Annotated in this window: 13 protein-coding genes; 8 read left to right on the top strand and 5 right to left on the bottom strand. The window is 71.8% G+C overall.

The annotated features are described in order from the left end of the window. Nucleotides 1–3: 3 nt before the first annotated feature. The gene (locus ACOPJ3_RS03130) at nucleotides 4–1770 is read left to right on the top strand and encodes an AMP-binding protein (protein WP_427870372.1); all 1767 of its coding nucleotides are present in this window, start codon (nucleotides 4–6) and stop codon (nucleotides 1768–1770) included. 150 nt (nucleotides 1771–1920) lie between these two features. On the opposite strand, the gene ACOPJ3_RS03135 is transcribed toward ACOPJ3_RS03130, so the two are convergent. Together ACOPJ3_RS03135 and ACOPJ3_RS03140 are read right to left on the bottom strand one after the other, a co-directional pair. Then, a complete protein-coding gene (locus tag ACOPJ3_RS03135) occupies nucleotides 1921–3327 on the bottom strand; it encodes an APC family permease (RefSeq protein ID WP_427870373.1) in 1407 nt (468 codons plus the stop codon). A gap of 26 nt (nucleotides 3328–3353) precedes the next feature. Next, complete coding sequence (locus ACOPJ3_RS03140; RefSeq protein WP_427870374.1) at nucleotides 3354–4259, bottom strand: proline iminopeptidase-family hydrolase; 906 nt, start codon at nucleotides 4257–4259, stop codon at nucleotides 3354–3356. Nucleotides 4260–4385: 126 nt separating this feature from the next. Between ACOPJ3_RS03140 and ACOPJ3_RS03145 the strand changes: the two genes are divergently transcribed. Further along, the gene (locus ACOPJ3_RS03145; protein ID WP_427870375.1) at nucleotides 4386–5213 is read left to right on the top strand and encodes a FadR/GntR family transcriptional regulator; all 828 of its coding nucleotides are present in this window, start codon (nucleotides 4386–4388) and stop codon (nucleotides 5211–5213) included. A gap of 18 nt (nucleotides 5214–5231) precedes the next feature. Here the strand turns inward: ACOPJ3_RS03145 and ACOPJ3_RS03150 are convergent, their stop codons facing one another. Then, a complete protein-coding gene (locus ACOPJ3_RS03150) occupies nucleotides 5232–5642 on the bottom strand; it encodes a VOC family protein (RefSeq protein ID WP_427870376.1) in 411 nt (136 codons plus the stop codon). 80 nt (nucleotides 5643–5722) lie between these two features. Next, entirely contained in the window at nucleotides 5723–6733 is a 1011-nt protein-coding gene (locus ACOPJ3_RS03155) for an o-succinylbenzoate synthase (protein ID WP_427870377.1), read from the bottom strand. 96 nt (nucleotides 6734–6829) lie between these two features. On the opposite strand from ACOPJ3_RS03155, the gene ACOPJ3_RS03160 reads away from it, so the two are divergent. Continuing rightward, nucleotides 6830–7744, top strand: coding sequence for a 1,4-dihydroxy-2-naphthoyl-CoA synthase (locus ACOPJ3_RS03160; RefSeq protein ID WP_427870378.1), 915 nt, complete (start codon nucleotides 6830–6832; stop codon nucleotides 7742–7744). A gap of 576 nt (nucleotides 7745–8320) precedes the next feature. On the opposite strand, the gene ACOPJ3_RS03165 is transcribed toward ACOPJ3_RS03160, so the two are convergent. Then, nucleotides 8321–10510, bottom strand: a complete 2190-nt coding sequence (locus tag ACOPJ3_RS03165; RefSeq protein WP_427870379.1) for a malate synthase G — start codon at nucleotides 10508–10510, stop codon at nucleotides 8321–8323. Between the two features lie 101 nt (nucleotides 10511–10611). Here ACOPJ3_RS03165 and ACOPJ3_RS03170 point away from each other — a divergent pair, with 101 nt between their 5' ends. The 5 genes from ACOPJ3_RS03170 (at nucleotide 10612) to ACOPJ3_RS03190 (ending at nucleotide 17683) form a co-directional block, all read left to right on the top strand. Next, nucleotides 10612–11424, top strand: coding sequence for an IclR family transcriptional regulator (locus tag ACOPJ3_RS03170; RefSeq protein ID WP_427870380.1), 813 nt, complete (start codon nucleotides 10612–10614; stop codon nucleotides 11422–11424). A 74-nt stretch (nucleotides 11425–11498) separates the two neighbouring features. Next, on the top strand, nucleotides 11499–12791 hold the full coding sequence (locus ACOPJ3_RS03175; RefSeq protein WP_427870381.1) for an AMP-binding protein: 1293 nt from the start codon (nucleotides 11499–11501) through the stop codon (nucleotides 12789–12791). Next, nucleotides 12788–13744 carry a 1,4-dihydroxy-2-naphthoate polyprenyltransferase gene (locus ACOPJ3_RS03180; protein WP_427870382.1) on the top strand — a complete coding sequence of 319 codons (957 nt, stop codon included), beginning with the start codon at nucleotides 12788–12790 and terminating at the stop codon, nucleotides 13742–13744. The genes ACOPJ3_RS03175 and ACOPJ3_RS03180 overlap by 4 nt, the downstream gene beginning before the upstream one ends. A 298-nt stretch (nucleotides 13745–14042) precedes the next feature. Then, entirely contained in the window at nucleotides 14043–15869 is a 1827-nt protein-coding gene (locus tag ACOPJ3_RS03185; protein ID WP_427870383.1) for an ABC transporter ATP-binding protein, read from the top strand. Continuing rightward, entirely contained in the window at nucleotides 15866–17683 is a 1818-nt protein-coding gene (locus ACOPJ3_RS03190) for an ABC transporter ATP-binding protein (RefSeq protein ID WP_427870384.1), read from the top strand. The genes ACOPJ3_RS03185 and ACOPJ3_RS03190 overlap by 4 nt, the downstream gene beginning before the upstream one ends. The last annotated feature ends 3 nt before the right edge of the window (nucleotides 17684–17686 follow it).

Consider the following 17686-nt stretch of genomic DNA (forward strand, 5'->3'; position numbering starts at 1 on the left):
CGCATGACCAAAATCGATCCGACCGCAGCCTTCCTCGCGGCACGCGACCAGCTCCTCGGCCTCGCGGGCGACCCCGACCGGGCGCGCGCCGAGTTCACCTGGCCAGACGTCGGGCCGGTGTTCAACTGGGCGCACGACGTGTTCGACGTGATCGCCGACGGCAACGACGACACCGCGCTGTGGATCGCCGAGGAGGACGGGGCGGAGCTCAAGCGCAGCTTCGACGAGCTGAAGAAGCGCTCCGATCAGGTCGCGAACTGGATGCGCAGCATCGGCGCGAAGCGCGGGGACGTCGCCATGCTCATGCTCGGCAACCGCGTCGAACTGTGGGAGATCATGCTCGCCGCGATGAAGATCGGCGTGGTGATCCTGCCGACCTCCGTCGTGCTCGGCTCGCACGAACTCGTCGACCGCGTCGAGCGCGGAACCGTGAGCTGGGTGTTCGCGGCCGCCGAGGACGCCGTGAAGTTCGCCGAGGTGCCGGGCAACTACCGCGGCATCGGGGTCGGCCTCGAGCAGGCCTCCCGCGACCACCGCGCCGCGCTCTACGACTGGGAGCGCTACGAGGAGTCGCGCGCCTCGTCCACGGCCCCCGTGCCCAAGCGCACCACGAGCACGGATCCCGCGCTCCTCTACTTCACCTCGGGCACCACGAGCCTGCCGAAGATCGTCGTGCACTCCCACACGAGCTACCCGCTCGGCCACCTCACGACGCTGTCGTGGCTCGGGATCCGTCCCGGCGACATCCACCTCGTGATCAGCGCGCCCGGTTGGGCGAAGCACGCGTGGTCGAGCTTCTTCGGGCCCTGGCACGTCGGCGCGACCGTGTTCGTTGCGAACTACGCGCGCTTCGACGCAGAGTTCCTCGTCTCTGAGCTCGACCGGGTGGGCGTCAACACCTTCTGCGCACCGCCGACCGTGTGGCGCATGCTGATCCAGCGCCGCCTCGACACCCGGCCGCGCGGCCTCCGCGAGGTAGTGTCGGCCGGCGAGCCGCTGAATCCCGAGGTCATCGCCCGGATCCAGGAGTGGTGGGGGCTCGAGATCCGCGACGGCTACGGCCAGACCGAGACGACCGCCCTCATCGGCAACATGCCGGGCGACCCGCTCGTGCCCGGCGCGATGGGCCGTCCGCTCCCCGGAGTCGACGCCGTGCTGATCGACCCGCTCACGGGCGAGGAGGCCGAGGAGGGCGAGGTCTGCCTCAGGATCGTCGCGGCCGATCCCGCCGTCGACGGCGACAAGCCGCGCCGCTCGCCCGTCAACCTCATGCCGGGCTACTACGGCAACCCCGAGGCGACGGCGCGCGCGACCGCGGGCGGGCTCTTCCACACGGGCGACGTCGCGCAGCGCGGCGAAGGCGGCGTGCTCACCTTCGTCGGCCGCACCGACGACATCTTCAAGTCGAGCGACTTCAAGGTCTCGCCGTTCGAGGTCGAGAGCGCGCTCATCGAGCACGAGCTCGTCTCGGAGGCCGCCGTCGTCGGCGCGCCCGACGAGACCCGCCTCAACGTCACCAAGGCCTACGTCGCGCTCGCCCCCGGAGTGGCCGCCGACGCCGACGCGGCCAGGGCCGTGCTTTCGCACGCGCGCGTCGCGCTGCCGCCCTACATGCGGGTGCGCCGCGTCGAATTCTTCGAGCTCCCGAAGACGACCTCGGGCAAGATCCGCCGCGTCGAACTGCGCCGCCGCGAAGAGGAGGCGCACGCCGCGGGCGAGCGCATCGCGAGCGAGTGGCGCGAGGAGGACTTCCCCGGGCTCAAGGGGTAGCGGAGCCGCCCTCAGCGGCTCCGGATCCGGCGCTCGCTCCGAGTTCTGCGCTCGCTCCTACGGATCCCGGTCCAAGGAACCGAACGAGCGCAGAACTCGGAACGACGGCAGGCGCGCAGGCGTCGGGCGGCTGGGCCGCCCGATCGCCGCCTACTCCGCGCCCGCGCCCGCGCCCCGGCGCCCGCGGACCTGCCAGTACGTCGCCACCGCGGCACCGATCACGAGCCAGCACAGCCCGACGACCTTGGTCAGGGTGCTCGCGTTCCAGAGCGCGTACCCGAGCACCAGGATCCCGATCACGGGCGAGATCCAGTGCAGGAAGACGCTGCGGCTCCGCTCCTTGACCCCGAAGCGCGCAATCACGGCGATGTTGAGCAGGATGTACGCGGTGAGGGCGCCGAAGGTGACGAGCGTGGTGAGGAGCTCCTGCTCGCTCGTCCCAGCGATCCCGATCACGAGGGAGAGCGCGACGATGAGGAGCAGCGCGTTCCGCGGCACCTGGCGCTTGTCCACGTGGGAGAAGATGCGGGGGAGCTGGCCGTCGCGCGCCATGCCGAAGACGAGGCGGCTCGAGGTCGCCTGCGAGGCGAGCGAGTTCGCGAAGATCGCGATGAGCGCCGAGGTGAGGGTGATCACGATCTCGAACCAGGGCCCGATCACGTCGCCCGCGATGTGGTAGAACGCGTTGTTCGTGGCGTCGCCAGGCGCGAAGGTGGTCCCGCTCGGAACGAAGATCGCGGCGAGGTAGACCTGCAGCACGAAGATGATCGTGACGGCGACGAGCACGATCATCGTGGCCTTGGAGACGGTCTGGCCGCCGCCCTTCGCCTCCTCGTTGAGCGTCGAGATGGCGTCGAATCCGATGAAGCTGAGCGCCGCGATCGGGATGGCGCCGAACACGATCGCCCACGAGAACTGGTCGGCCTGGAAGATCGGGTCGAGCGAGAAGCTGCCGCGGCCCTCGAACACCGCGATGAGCGCGCCGACCACGAAGACGAGGAGCACGAGCATCTGGATCGCGAGGAAGATCTTGTTGACGTTCGCGGTGAGGCTGATCCCGCGCAGATTGATGAGCGCGGCGCAGGCGACGAACACGATCACCCACACGAACTCGGGGATGCCGGGGAGGAGGCTCGTCATCGCCGCGGCCGCGAACACGCTGAGGAGCGCGGGCAGCAGCAGGTAGTCGAGCAGGATCGCCCAGCCCGCGATGAAGCCGACGAACTTGTTGATCCCGAGCCGGACGTACGAGTACACCGAGCCGGCCACGGGGAAGCGCTTCGCCATCTCCTTGTAGCTGAGCGCGCTGAACACCATCGCGAAGGCCGCGACAAGGTAGACGAGGGCCGGCACGCCGCCCGAGAAGTTGTATGTGATGCCGAAGACCGCGAGCGGGGCGAGCGGCACCATGTAGATGAGCCCGTAGACGACGACGTCGGTGAGCGACATCGAGCGCTTGAGCTCCTGGTGGTAGCCGAGCGACTCGAGGGTCGCCTCGGCCTCGCTCGCGGTCGGATCAGTGCTGCCGGGATCCTGCCCGGCTGAGGAATGCGTCATCGCAGTCTCCTATGTTCTGGTGTGCGCTACAGGGTGGTGAGGAATCGACGCAGGGCGGCCAGGTAGGCCTCGGGCTGCTCGAGATGGACGTTGTGCGTTCCCCCCGCGAGCACCTCGACGGTGTTCTCGACCGTGCTCGACGTCCCGGTCGCCGCGTAGCGGCGGAGCGTTTCCGGGCGCGCTTCGTCGTCTGCGCCCGTGATCCAGAGGATCGGGATCGCGATGTCCCGGATCCGCGAGGCGTAGCTCGCGCCGCGGAGGTTGCCCGTCTGCGTGAACTCGTTCGGGCCCCACATGGCGTTGTAGGAGGCCTGATCCATGTCGGCCATCGAGCGTTCCAGGATCGCGGGCCAGGGGTCCAGCTTGCAGAAGTGGCGCCGGTAGAACTCGGCCTCGCCGGCCGCGTAGCCCGGATCCGCCTCGCCCGCGAGGAGCGCGGTGCGGTGCGGCTCGGGAAGCGCCTCGATCAGGGAGTTTGCGTCGGCCACCCAGTCGGCGACGTCGACGAGCGGGCTCGCGAGGATGAGCCCCGCGACAGTGTCGGGGTGCGCCGCCTGCGCGGCGAGCGCGAGCATCCCGCCCCAGGAGTGCCCGAGGATCACCGCCCGCTCGATGCCGAGGCGATCGAGCACGAGCCGGAGGTGGGCGACGTACGAGTCGACCGACCAGGCTGTTTCGTCGCTCGGCTGATCGGATGCGCCGCAGCCGATCTGGTCGTAGAGGATCACGTCGCGCGCGTCCGCGAGCGCGGCGAGGGGCGCGAGATAGTCGCTCGAGGCGCCGGGGCCGCCGTGGAGGATGACGAGCGGCGTGCCTGGCCGCTCGCTCGCGGTCACGAATCGCCGCCCGCGGATGGTGCCGTGCGGGGTTGCCGCCTCGAAGGGCTCCGCGTGCGCGACGCCCTCGGGGAGCGCCTCGGTCGTCTCGGTCACTGCTTCTCCTTTGAACCTGCCGGGCGTGGTGTGGTCGAGGCGGCGGGTCGCCGCTGAGCTCGAACCCTCACAGTCTCTCATAAAGGTCGCATGATGGAACCATTAATGTGTGACTTAATGGAAGGCATGTCAACGGAACGAGCCGCAGCCTCGCCGACGATGCTTTCGAAGCAGCTAGCGCAGCCCAGCGGCGACTCGACCCTCGCGGGCGAGGTCGCCAACCGGCTCATCGCCGCGGTCGCGCTCGGGGAATACCTGCCCGGATCCCGATTGCCGGCCGAGCGCGAGCTCGCGAGCGCCCTCGGGGTCGGCCGCGTCACCGTGCGCACGGCGATCGCCAGGCTCGTCTCGCTCGGGCTGCTGCGTTCCCGCCCGGGGCGCGGAGGCGGCACGTTCGTCGTCGACTCCGGCGCCTCCGAGGCGTCCGAGGCATCGGGCGCCTCCGCCACGGTCGCCCAGGTGCTCACGAGCGTCTGGGAGCGCATGATCGACCAGCACGAGGCGCAGGGCTGGATGCACGGGACCATCGCCGCCGCGGCCGCGGAGCGCCACAGGGAGGAAGACATCGGGATCCTGCAGCAGCGGCTTCTGGAGTTTGCGGAGGCCGAGTCTGGCCCCGATTCCCAGCGCGCCGACGAGCGCCTGCACCTCGCGATCGCCCACGCGGCCCACAACCCCGCGCTCAGCGACGCGCTCTTCACGCTCGAGCGGCAGATGCACCTGTCGGCGCCCTCGCACCCGTGGGGGCCGGAGTCCGGGTGGTCGGACATGGAGCGGCGCGCCCTGAAGGATCACCGCGCCCTCGTCGACGCGATCCTGCGCCGGGATCTGGAAGGCGCGCAGCGCATCGGCCGCGCGCACGCCCACATCAACATGGAGATGCTCGAGGACTCGCTCGCCGCGGTGCGGGAGGCGGCCGGGATCGGGGCGGATCACGGCGCCGCGGCGGAGTAGCCGCCCCGGCACCGCGGCCTACTTCGCGTCGGGATCCGGCTCGTGCACGCCGAAGACGTTGCCGTCGAGGTCGAGGAAGTAACCCTGCCAGGCCATTCCGGGAAGGGCCGCCTTCGGCATCGCGACGGTTCCGCCCGCGGCGAGGATGCGCGTGGCCGAGTCGTCGAACGACTCGACGCCGATCGTCAGCACGGCGCCAGCGACCGCGGCGCCCGGCTCGGGGTTCGGGCCGTGGCGCTGCATGACCGCGCCGTCGATGCCGGGGCCTTCGCCGGTCTTCAGGCCGAAATAGGGCATCCCGGCGAACTCGGACCAGTCCTCGGTCTCCCACCCGAAGACGCTCGTGTAGAACTCGGTGGCGCGCGCGGGGTCTGCCGCGTGGATCTCGAAGTGGATGGGCTGGCCCGGTGTGGGCTGTGCGTCAGACATGATTCCCTCTTCCTCGTGGGTTCGACACCTGCCAGTGTGCACCCGAAACGGTGCTCCTGACCAGGGGATTCATCGAACTCTTACCGCGAGGTCAGGATCGCGTGCGCCCGCGTGATGCGCTCGCGCCACCAGCGCTCGCGCGCGGGATCCGCCGCAAACTCGGCGAGCCGCTCCGGATCGAGCCGCGGCCTGCCGACCGGGATCGCGCCATCGACCGGAACGAGCGGCTCCGCCACGACGTCGCCCCCGAGCAGCGCGACCGTGCCGAGCCCGCACGCGCCCGCGAGGACGCCCTCGGGGAGGGCGGCGGCCAGGTGCAGGCCCATCGAGATCCCGACCGAAGTATCGAGCGCGCTCGACACGACGACGGGGAGCCCCGCCTCCGCGACGATCTCGAGCGCACGCGGGATCCCGCCGAGGGGCTGCGCTTTCACGATCAGGAGATCCGCCGCGCCCGAGTGGGCGACCGCGAGGGGATCCTCGGCCCTGCGCACGCTCTCGTCGGCGGCGATGCGGACGAGCGGGCCGCCATCCGGTCCGCGCGTCAGCCGCGCGCGGACCTCCGCGAGGCCCGAGACCTCGGCGCACGGCTGCTCGGCGTAGTCGAGGTCGAACTCCGCGAGCGCGGCGAGCGCAGGTACCGCCTCGTCGGGGGACCAGCCGCCGTTCGCGTCGACGCGCACGCGCGCGCCCGGCCCCATGGCCCCCCGGGTCGCGCGCACGCGGGCGATGTCGTCGGCGAGCGACTGCCCGCGCTCGGCGACCTTCACCTTTGCGGTGCGGCAGCCGGGGAAGCGGGCGAGGATCTCGGGCACGCGAGCCGCCTCGACCGCGGGAATCGTCGCGTTGACCTCGATGCGATCGCGGCGGGGAGCTGGGGTTTCGCCCCAGCCGAAGGCGAGCGCAGCGAGCAGCCAGCTTGCGGCCTCGGCGTCGCCGTACTCGGGGAAGGGCGAGAACTCGCTCGGCCCGGCTGGCGCATCGAAGATCGCCGCCTCCCGGACGGCGATCCCGCGGAACCTCGTCCGCGTCGGGATCGCGACGACCCTGGTCGCGGCGAGGATCTCGGAGAGGCCGGGCAGCTCGGGCATGCCTCGACTCTACTCGCGGGCGCGGGGGATCCGGGCCCGCGATCCGGAGCCGGGGCCGGGTCCGCCTGCGGATCCGGCCCCGAATAGACTTTGGGCATGACGCAGCAGGTTTCCGAGATCTTCGACCCGTCGGAGTGGGAGGTCGCCCCGGGCGCCGCCGACTACACCGACCTGACCGCCCACCTCAGCAAGGACGGCAGGATCGCGCGGATCGCGTTCGACCGTCCGGAGGTGCGCAACGCGTTCCGCCCGCGCACGGTCGACGAGCTCTACGACGCGCTCGACCGGGTGCGCGTGAACCCGCGCGTCGGCGTCGTGCTGCTCACGGGCAACGGGCCGAGCCCGCGCGACGGCGGCTGGGCGTTCTGCTCGGGCGGCGACCAGCGGATCCGGGGCCGCGACGGCTACAAGTACTCGGACGACGAGACCTCGGTCGGCCCCGAAGCCCAGGCGCGCGCCGGACGCCTCCACATCCTGGAGGTACAGCGCCTGATCAGGTTCATGCCGAAGGTCGTGATCGCGCTCGTCCCCGGCTGGGCCGCGGGCGGCGGGCACTCGCTCAACGTGGTCTGCGACCTCACGATCGCGAGCCGCGAGCACGCCCGCTTCAAGCAGACCGACGCCGACGTCGGCTCCTTCGACGCGGGCTACGGCAGCGCCTACTTCGCCCGCCAGGTGGGCCAGAAGTTCGCCCGCGAGATCTTCTTCCTCGCCGAGGAATACTCCGCTGACCGGGCCCGCGAGATCGGCGCCGTCAATGAGGTCGTGCCGCACGCCGAGCTCGAGAAGACGGGCATCGCGTGGGCGCGCACGATCCTCGGCAAGTCGCCGACGGCGATCCGCATGCTGAAGTACGCGATGAACGCGGTCGACGACGGGATCGTCGGCCAGCAGCTCTTCGCCGGCGAGACGACGCGCCTCGCCTACGGCACCGACGAGGCGGTCGAGGGCCGCGATTCGTTCCTGCAGAAGCGCGACCCCGACTGGGCCCCGTACCCGTACTACTACTAGGGGTGGATTCGGCCCGGGCGCTCTCGCCGAGTGGGCCGTAGGACCCCATTCCCCGCGCCGAGTGGGCCGTAAGGCCCCATTCGCGAGCTTGAATGGGGCCTTGCGGCCGACTCGATCCCGCGAGGCTCCGGATCCGGGCCCGGGCCCGGGCCCGGGCCCGGGCCCGGGCACGCCAGGGGAGAGGGCGTTACCCCTCAACCCCGCGCCCGCATCCCTCGCACGCGCCGAGTGGGCCCAAAGGCCCCATTCCCGGTGCCGAGTGGGCCGTAAAGCCCCTTTCGCGGGGCTGAATGGGGCTTTACGGCCGACTCGATCCCGCGAGGCTCCGGATCCGGGCCCGGGCATGCCCTGGGAGCGGGCGCACCCATCGCGCAACTCATCACCCCCGCGCCCCCGCGCGCTCGCGCCGAGTGGGCCCAAAGGCCCCATTCCCGGCGCCGAGTGGGCCGTAAGGCCCCTTTCGCGGGGCTGAATGGGGCCTTACGGCCGACTCGAGCCCGCGAGGTCGGGCCACGCGGGCCAGGCCACCTCAAGCGGGCCACGCCAAGCCCAAGCGGGCAAACCCCACCGCAACCCCTACCGCGCGCCGGCCTTCTTCGCGCGGCGCAGCTCGTGGAGGAGGGGCTCCGTGTAGCCGCTCGGCTGGGCGGTGCCCTCGAGGATGAGGCGGCGGGCCGCCTCGAACGCGACGCCGGGGCCGGATCCGTCGGCGCCGAGCAGCGGCTCGTAGCGGGGGTCGCCCGCGTTCTGGCGGTCAACGACGCCCGCGTAGCGGCGGAGCGCCTCGTCGACCTGGGCCTCCGTGATCACCCCGTGGAGCAGCCAGTTTGCCAGCAGCTGCGAGGAGATGCGGAGCGTCGCGCGATCCTCCATGAGGGCGACGTCGTGGATGTCGGGCACCTTCGAGCAGCCCACGCCCTGGTCGATCCAGCGCACCACGTAGCCCAGGATCGACTGGGCGTTGTTCTCGAGTTCCTCCTGCACGACCTCGGGGGCGAGGTCCGCCTCGCCCGCGAGCGGCGGGGCGAGCAGGGTGCCGAGCGAGTCGGCGGGGAGCTGGGGCAGGGCCGCGCGCGCGGCGAAGGCGTCGGCCTCGTGGTAGTGGGTGGCGTGCAGGGTGGCGGCCGTCGGCGACGGCACCCACGCGGTCGATGCGCCGGCGCGCACGTGGCCGATCTTCTGCTCGAGCATGTCGTGCATGAGGTCGGGCATCGCCCACATTCCCTTGCCGATCTGGGCGTGGCCGTCGAGGCCGCAGTCGACGCCGATCGCGACGTTGCGCGCCTCGTAGACGCCCATGAAGGGGCGTGACTTGATCGCGCCCTTCGGCAGGAAGGGGCCGGCGTGCATCGAGGTGTGGATCTCGTCGCCCGTGCGGTCGAGGAAGCCCGTGTTGATGAACACGACGCGATCCCGCGCGGCCGCGATGCAGGCGGCGAGGTTCGCCGAGGTGCGGCGCTCCTCGTCCATGATCCCGACCTTGAGGGTGAGCGCGGGCAGCCCGAGCAGCCGCTCGACGCGGCCGAAGAGCTCCGCGGTGAATGCGACCTCGTCGGGTCCGTGCATCTTGGGCTTCACGATGTACACCGATCCGGTGCGGGAGTTCGCGCGGGATCCCAGCACGTCGTCGAGCGCGCCGAGCGCCGTCATGATCGCGTCAACGATGCCCTCGGGGGTCTCGCCGCCCTGCGGGTCGAGGATCGCGTCGCCGAGCATGAGGTGGCCGACGTTGCGCACGAAGAGCACGGAGCGGCCCGGCAGCACGAGCTCGCCGCCGTCCGGCGCCGTGTAGACGCGGTCGGCGTTCATGGTGCGGGTGAAGGTGCGCCCGCCCTTCTCGACCTCCTCCGTGAGCGAGCCGTCCATGAGGCCGCGCCAGTTGCGGTAGCCGAGGGCCTTGTCCTCGGCGTCGACCGCGGCGACCGAGTCCTCGAGGTCCATGATCGTGGTGAGCGCGGATTCGAGCACGATGTCCTGCACACCCGCGGGATCCCCGGCGCCGATGCGGCCAGAGGGGTCGATCACGATCTCAGCGTGCAGCCCGTGGTGCACGAGCAGGATCGACGCGGGGGCGTCAGGGGAGCCCGTGAAGCCGGCGAAGGCGGCCGGATCCTCGAGCGCGGAATCCGCGTCGGCGCCGTCGCCCGTGCTCGCGAGGGCGACGACGAGCTCGCCGTCGCGCACGCAGTAGCCGGTCGAGTCGGCGTGGGATCCCGACGCGAGCGGGGCGACGAGGTCGAGGAGTTCGCGCCCGCGGGCGATCACGGCGGCGCCGCGCGCCTCGTTGTAGCCGTCGCCGGGGGCGAGCTCGCCGTCGCGGGAGATCGCGTCCGTGCCGTAGAGGGCGTCGTAGAGGGAGCCCCAGCGCGCGTTCACCGCGTTCAGCGCGAAGCGCGCGTTCAGGATCGGGACGACGAGCTGGGGGCCGGCGAGCGTCGCGATCTCGGGCGCGACGTCGGTGGTCGTGACGGTCGCGTCGCCGGCAGCGGGCTCCGGACGCAGGTACCCGATCTCGGTCAGGAACCCGCGATAGTGCTCCGGATCAGGGGCGCCGGGGTGCTCGCGGTGATAGGCGTCGATCTTCGCCTGGAGCTCGTCGCGCACTCGCAGCAGCTCGGCGTTGCGCGGCGCGAGGTCGCGCAGCAGCTCGCTCACGCCCTCCCAGAAGGCCGCGGCGTCAATGCCGTGGCGCGAGAGCGACTCCTCGGCGAACTCGGCGATCGGCTCGGCGACCGACAGGTCGGCGCGGGTGACTCGTGCGGACATTCAGGGCTCCCTTGGCTGAGGTGGTGCGGCGGTAGTTATGCGCTCATTCCACGATAGGAGCCGAGCCTTGTTTTGGAATATTCATTCCGTATTATGGAAGCATGGTGGATCCCCAGGGCGCCCCCGGCGCGAGGCCGGACGGGCAGGTGCAGTCGGTCGCCCGCGCGTTCGCGCTGCTCGACGCGCTCGCCGCAGAGGACGCGGGCGCCGCCCTGCCGCTCGCCGAGCTCGCGAGCCGCACCGGCCTCGCGATGCCGACGGCGCACCGCCTGCTGCGCACGCTCGTGGGCCTCGGCCACGTGCGGCAGCTCGAGAACCGCGACTACGCGCTCGGCGCCGGGCTCATCGGGCTGGGGGAGCGGGCGACCCCGCGCCTCGCCGAGCTTGCGAAGCCCGTGCTCGCGCGGCTCGAGGGCGTCGCGGAGGAGACCGCGAATCTCGCCCTCCTCGACGGCGACCTCGTCTCCTACATCGCCCAGGTGCCCTCGCGGCACCGCATGCGCATGTTCACCGAGGTCGGGCGGCGGGTGCTTCCCCACGCGAGCGGGGTGGGCAAGGCGATGCTCGCCGCGATCCCGGAGCCGCGGGCGCGCGAGATCCTGCGCCGCACGGGCCAGCCGAGGTACACGCCGACGACGCTCGCGAGCGAGAGCGCGCTCCTCGCGGACCTGCGGGAGACCCGCCGCCGAGGCTTCGCGATCGACGACGGCGAGCAGGAGGTCGGCGTGCGCTGCATCGCGGTCGCGATCCCGGGCGCCTCGCCGCCGGCCGCCGTTTCGATCTCGGGCCCGGCCGCCCGCATGACCGACGCGATCGTCGAGACGAGCGTGCGCGAGCTCACGGCGGCCGCGCGCGAGCTTGCCGCGGCGCCGGGGGTGGGAGCGGCGCCAGTTTCCGGATCGCCGCGCTCCTGACCCGGGGTTTTCTGTGCGGGATCGCCATGCGGGGACTCGGCCCGCGCCGATCCGGCAGCGAGTAGCCTTGAGGGGTGACTGCGCTGAACGGACTCCGTGCGATCCCCACCGAGGATCGCGCCTGGCTCATGACGGCGCTCGCCGACGCGCTCGCGGGCGGCGCCCCCGTGCTGCCCGTCGGGCCCGACGTCGATCCCGAGGCGATCGCCGCGATCCAGCGCGAACCGCTCCCGGAGGGGACGGCCGTCGTCGTGCGGACCTCCGGGTCGAGCGGGATCCCGAAGGCCGTCGCGCTCACCGCCGACGCCCTGCGCGCGAGCGCCGAGGCGACGCACGAGCGCTTCGGCGGGCCGGGGCAGTGGCTCGTCGCGCTGCCGGCGCACCTGATCTCCGGCCTGCAGATGCTCGTGCGGAGCGAGCTCGCGGGCACCCGGCCCGTGTTCCTCGACGGCGGCTTCGATCCCGAACGGTTCCTCGCGGCAGTTGATGAGATGGACGCCGCTGCGATGGACGCCGAGGCCGCCGCGCGGCGCTACGTCTCGCTCGTGCCGGTGCAGCTCTCGCGGCTGCTCGATCGCGCCGAGACGGATCCCGACACCGTGGACGCGCTTCGGAGTTTCGACGCGGTGCTCGTCGGAGGGCAGTCCGTGTCGCTCGCACTGCGGCGGCGCGCGCACGAGCTCGGCGTGAAGCTGCGGCGCAGCTACGGCATGACGGAGACCGCTGGCGGCTGCGTGTACGACGGGGTCGAGATCGGCGAGACGCGGATCCGGATCCGCGCGGGCGAGGTGCAGATCGCGGGCCCCTCGCTCGCGGCCGGCTACCTCGGCGACGCTGCGCAGACGGCGGAGCGCTTCATCACCGAGGAGGGGCGCGATGGTGCGCTGACCAGGTGGTACCGCACGGGCGACGCGGGCGAACTGCTCGGCGGGATGCTCACCGTGACGGGCCGGCTCGACCGCGTGATCATCTCGGGCGGCGTGAACGTGTCGCTCGACGAGGTCGAGCGGGTCGCGCGCGAGATCGACGGCTGGGAGAGCGCGGTCGCGCTCGGCGTGCCGCACCCTGAGTGGGGCGAGCGCGCGTCGCTCGTCGTCGAGATCGCGGAGGGCGCGGCGCCGTTCGACGAGGTGCGGGCCGCGATCCGGGAGCGGCTCGGCGCCGCGGCCGCGCCCGAGTGGGCGACCGAGCTCGAGGCGCTTCCGCGGCTCGCAGGCGGCAAGCCAGACTACGCGGCGCTGCGCACCTGGCGCGAGCGGCTGAGCAGCAGTTTTGCCGAGGTTCGCGCCTCGGATTCGGGCGATTCCGGCCGGTCGGCCGGGGAATCCGGCGGCACCGCCGGGCAAGAGGAAGGGGCGCCGGCGTGAACGCGGCGAAGGATCGGCGGAAGTCCGGAAACCCAGCGGTGCGGGCCGCCGCGGAGCGGCAGGCAGAAACGGGCGCGCCGCCGCGCATCACCTGGCGCAACTGGGTCGGCGGGGCGCGGCTGCGCACCCTGCCGCTCGCGATCGCGCCCGTCGCCGCAGGCGCCGGCATCGCGCACATGGTGCGCGACTTCTCGTGGCCGCTCACGCTCCTCGCGCTCGCCGTCGCGGTGTTCCTGCAGATCGGCGTGAACTACGCGAACGACTACTCCGACGGGATCCGGGGCACCGACGAGTTCCGTGTCGGGCCGGCTCGACTCACCGGCTCGGGGCTCGTGAACCCGAAGAAGGTGCTGGTCACAGCGCTCGTCTTCTTCGGGCTCGCGGCGGCAGCCGGGCTCGTGGCCGTCGTGCTGAGCGGGCGCTGGTGGTTCCTGGCGCTCGGCGTCGTCGCGATCCTGGCCGCCTGGTTCTACACCGGGGGGAAGCGGCCGTACGGCTACGCGGGCCTCGGCGAGGTCATGGTCTTCATCTTCTTCGGCCTCGTGGCGACGGTCGGCACAGTGTGGCTGCAGACCGAGATCCAGACGCAGGAGGCGTGGTTCGCGGGCGTGGGCGTCGGGCTCTTCGCGGTCGCGGTGCTCGTCGTGAACAACATTCGCGACATCCCGACCGACCGGCTCGCGGGGAAGCGCACGCTCTCCGTGCGCATCGGGGATCGCGCGTCGCGGGCCCTCTACATCGCGTGCGTGCTGCTGCCGTTCGCGGTGCCGGCGCTGTTCGGGATCGCGAACCCCGGGATGCTGCTCGTCTGGCTCGTCATGCTGATCGTGGCGCCGTGCGTGCTCATCGTGATCACGGCGAAGACGCCGCGCGAGCTGATCCTGGTGCTGCAGCTCACGAGCCTCGCGGCGCTCGCCTACGGCGTCCTCCTCGGGGTGGCCTTCGCCTTCTAGGTGGGTAGGGGTGTGGGGTCCTTCGGGGCGGGTATTGTCTCGGGGGTGCTCGCGCTGTAGGCTCGTCACGTCGTTGAACGCCGAGACCCGGGAAGGAGCGGAATCATGGTTGCATTCATCAAGCCCACCCCGCCCACCCGGGCGGCCGCGCCGCTGACCGGGCACTAGCCCCATAGGGAGCACGTCGCATCGCCGACAGTGCCCCAGCGCCGCCTCCTCCGCACCGGCCCCCGGCGCCGGTCCACTCGACTGACCCAGCGCGCTCGCACAGCGAGCCGCCACGACCCCACCAGGGACTATGAACGACACCACCGCGCACCAGCGCCTCTCGACCCCTCGCGCACTCGCGCGCCTCCTCCCCTTCGTCCGCCCAGCGCTCCCACGCCTCATCGCGGGCCTCGTGGTCGGCCTCGCCGCCTCGCTCGCTGCCCTCGTGATCCCGCTCGTGCTGCAGTGGGCGATCGACGGCCCGGTCGCGAGCGGCGACCGCAATCTTCTGATCGCGGCCGCTCTCGCCGTGGTCGCGCTCGGCGTCGCCGAGGCCTTCCTCATTTTCGCGCGCCGCCGTCTCGTGCTCGCACCCTCGACAGACGTCGAGTTCACGATCCGCACCGAGTTCGCGCGCCGGCTCCAGCGCCTGCAGGTCGCGTTCCACGACCGCTGGCCCTCCGGCCAGCTGCTGAGCCGCATGATGCAGGACATCGGCCTGATCCGGCGCTGGCTCGCCTTCGGCCTGATCCTGCTCCTCATCAACCTGATCACAATGCTGATCGGCACGGCGCTGCTGTTCCGCTGGCACTGGCTGCTCGGCCTCGGCTTCGTCGTCTGCACGCTCCCCATCTGGGTCGTCGGCTACCTGTTCGAGCAGAACTACGGCGTGCTCTCGCGCCGCAGCCAGGACCAGGCGGGCGACCTCGCGACCGCGGTCGAGGAGAGCGTGCACGGGATCCGCGTGCTCAAGGCGTTCGGCCGAGGCGGCCACGCGCTCGCGAGCTTCGCCCGCCGCGCGGAGTCGCTCAGGGAGACGGAGCTGCGCAAGTCGCGGGCCGTCGCCGGGATCTGGTTCTGGTACGAGGTCGTGCCGGTGCTCGCCCTGGGCGTCTGCCTCCTCCTCGGCGTGCTCCTCGCGAGCCGCGGCGAGCTTACGGTGGGCGAGCTGTTCGCGTTCTTCGCGATGGCCGTCGCGCTGCAGTGGCCCATGTCCTCGCTTGGCTTCCTGTTCTCCTTCCTCATCGACGCGCGCACCGCGACCGACCGCGTCTTCGAGGTGTTCGATGCGGAGATCCTGATCCGGGATCCCGAGCGGCCCCGCACGATCGAGCGCCCCGAGGGGCGTCTCGAGTTCCGCGGGGTGCGCTTCGCCTACCCCGATGCCGGCGCCGACGAGCCGCCGCTCCTCGACGGCCTCGATCTCGCGCTCGTGCCGGGGGAGACGCTCGCCCTCGTCGGCGCGACCGGCGCGGGCAAGTCGAGCCTCACGACGCTTCCGACCAGGCTGTACGACGTCACGGGCGGCGCCGTCACGCTCGACGGGATCGACGTGCGCGAGTTGACGCTCGAGGAGCTGCGGCGCCGGATCGGCGTCGCGTTCGAGGAGCCGATCCTGTTCTCGGCGTCGGTGCGCGAGAACGTGCTGCTCGGCCGCCAGGATCTGGATCCCGGATCCCCCGAGGCCGAGGCCGTGCTGAACGAGGCGCTCGACGTCGCGCAGGCCGGGTTCGCCCGGGATCTGCCCGCGGGGCTCGACACCGAGATCGGGGAGGAGGGGCTCAGTCTCTCTGGCGGGCAGCGCCAGCGGCTCGCCCTCGCCAGGGTCGTCGCGGCGGCGCCCGACGTGCTCGTGCTCGACGATCCGCTCTCCGCGCTCGACGTCGACACGGAGGCGCTCGTCGAGGCGGCGCTGCGGCGCGTGCTCGCGGGCACGACCGCCCTCATCGTCGCCCATCGGCCGTCGACCGTCGCGCTCGCCGACCGAGTCGCCGTGCTGCGCGACGGCCGCATCGACGCCGTCGGCACGCACTCGGAGCTGCTCGCGACGAGCGCACACTACCGCGAGCTGATCACGAGCGGGGGATCCGGATCCGGATCCGGAACCGACCGCACCACCGAGGAGGTGACCCGATGAGCGCAGAGAACGTGCGCGGCACGCGCGGCGAAGACCGCGACGACTACACGCGCGAGGAGAGCCGCGCGATCCGGCGCCGCTCGCTGCGGCTGCTCGGCTCGATCCTGCGACCGATGCGGAAGCTCCTGATCCTGACCGTGATCGTGGTGACGATCTCGACCGCGATGCGCGCGGTCGGCCCGAGCCTCATCGCGTTCGGGATCGACACGGCGCTGCCACGCGCCGTCGAGCACGGCGACTGGTGGCCGGCGATCGCGACGACGGTCGGGTTCCTCGTCGTCGGCGGGATCGGCGCCTCGTTCGTCGGCTGGTACGTCGTGCTCATCGCGCGCCTCACGCAGGGCGTGATGCTGGAGCTGCGCACGCGGATGTTCCGCCACACGCAGCGGCTCAGCCTCGAATTCCATGAGGGGTACACGTCGGGGCGGATCATCTCGCGCCAGACGAGCGACCTCGAGTCGATCCAGGATCTCCTCGACGGCAGCTTCCACGAGCTCGTCGACGCGGTCCTGATCGGGATCTTCACGACGATCGCGCTGTTCATCATCGACTGGCGCAGCGGGCTCGTGCTCGTGTGCATGGGGATCCCGCTCATGCTGCTCATGCACTGGTTCGTCGTGCAGTCGCAGCGCGGATTCCGCGAGACGCGCGTCGTGAGCGCGCGCCTCATCGTGCGCTTCGTCGAGACGATGACGGGGATCCGCGCGGTGCAGGCGTTCCGGCGCGAGCGCGCGAACGACGAGGCGTTTGCCCGGTCGGCCAAGGATTACAAGCTCGCGAACCTGCGTGTGCTGCGGCTGTTCGGCGTGCTGGATCCCGGGCTCGTGCTGCTCGCGAACGTGACGATCGCGGTCGTGCTGCTGTGGGGCGGGCTCCGCGTGCTCGACGGTTCGCTCGCGATCGGCGTGCTGCTCGCCGCGGTGCTGTACGTGCGCAACTTCTTCGGTCCGATCGAGGACATCGCGATGTTCCTGAACTCGTACCAGTCGGCCGCGGCCGCGCTCGAGAAGGTGTCGGGGGTGCTCGAGGAGGAGCCGACGGTGCGGGATCCCGAGGCGCCCGTCTCGCTTCCGGATCCGCGCGGTGAACTGCGGATGGAGCACGTCGGCTTCGCGTACGTGTCGGGCCGCGAGGTGCTCGCCGACTGCGACCTCGCGATCCCCGGCGGGCAGACGATCGCGCTCGTCGGGACGACGGGCGCCGGGAAGTCGACGCTCGCGAAGCTGATCGCGCGGTTCTATGACCCGACGTCGGGGCGCATCCTGCTCGACGGGGTCGACCTGCGCGACCTCGAGCCGCGGGCGCTGCGGCGCGCCGTCGTCATGGTGACGCAGGAGGCGTATCTCTTCGGCGGGAGCGTCGCGGAGAACATCGCGCTCGGGCGGCCGGACGCGAGCCGAGAGGAGATCCGGGCCGCGGCGCGCGCCGTGGGCGCCGAGGCGTTCATCGACGGGCTGCCCGACGGGTTCGACACCGACGTGAACAAGCGCGGCGGGCGGGTTTCGGCCGGTCAGCGGCAGCTGATCTCGTTTGCGCGGGCGTTCCTCGCGGATCCGGCCGTGCTGATCCTGGACGAGGCGACGGCCTCGCTCGACCTGCCGAGCGAGCGGCTCGTGCAGGACGCGCTCGGGCGGCTCCTGCGCGATCGCACGGCGGTGATCATCGCGCACCGGCTGTCGACGGTCGCGATCGCCGACCGGGTGCTCGTGATGGAGCACGGCCAGGTGATCGAGGACGGTTCCCCGGACCAGCTGCTCGATGCGGGCGGCCGCTACGCGCGCCTCCACGAGGAGTGGCAGGCCTCCCAGCTCTGACCG

The sequence above is a fragment of the Leucobacter luti genome (assembly GCF_050310065.1).
Lineage (GTDB): Bacteria > Actinomycetota > Actinomycetes > Actinomycetales > Microbacteriaceae > Leucobacter > Leucobacter luti_B.

Coding starts and splice junctions, on each gene's coding strand:
- ACOPJ3_RS03170 (WP_427870380.1), top strand. CDS start 10,612: ATGGTGGATCCCCAGGGCGCCCCCGGCGCGAGGCCGGACGGGCAGGTG.
- ACOPJ3_RS03145 (WP_427870375.1), top strand. CDS start 4,386: ATGTCAACGGAACGAGCCGCAGCCTCGCCGACGATGCTTTCGAAGCAG.
- ACOPJ3_RS03150 (WP_427870376.1), bottom strand. CDS start 5,642: ATGTCTGACGCACAGCCCACACCGGGCCAGCCCATCCACTTCGAGATC.
- ACOPJ3_RS03155 (WP_427870377.1), bottom strand. CDS start 6,733: ATGCCCGAGCTGCCCGGCCTCTCCGAGATCCTCGCCGCGACCAGGGTC.
- ACOPJ3_RS03190 (WP_427870384.1), top strand. CDS start 15,866: ATGAGCGCAGAGAACGTGCGCGGCACGCGCGGCGAAGACCGCGACGAC.
- ACOPJ3_RS03160 (WP_427870378.1), top strand. CDS start 6,830: ATGACGCAGCAGGTTTCCGAGATCTTCGACCCGTCGGAGTGGGAGGTC.
- ACOPJ3_RS03185 (WP_427870383.1), top strand. CDS start 14,043: ATGAACGACACCACCGCGCACCAGCGCCTCTCGACCCCTCGCGCACTC.
- ACOPJ3_RS03135 (WP_427870373.1), bottom strand. CDS start 3,327: ATGACGCATTCCTCAGCCGGGCAGGATCCCGGCAGCACTGATCCGACC.
- ACOPJ3_RS03165 (WP_427870379.1), bottom strand. CDS start 10,510: ATGTCCGCACGAGTCACCCGCGCCGACCTGTCGGTCGCCGAGCCGATC.
- ACOPJ3_RS03130 (WP_427870372.1), top strand. CDS start 4: ATGACCAAAATCGATCCGACCGCAGCCTTCCTCGCGGCACGCGACCAG.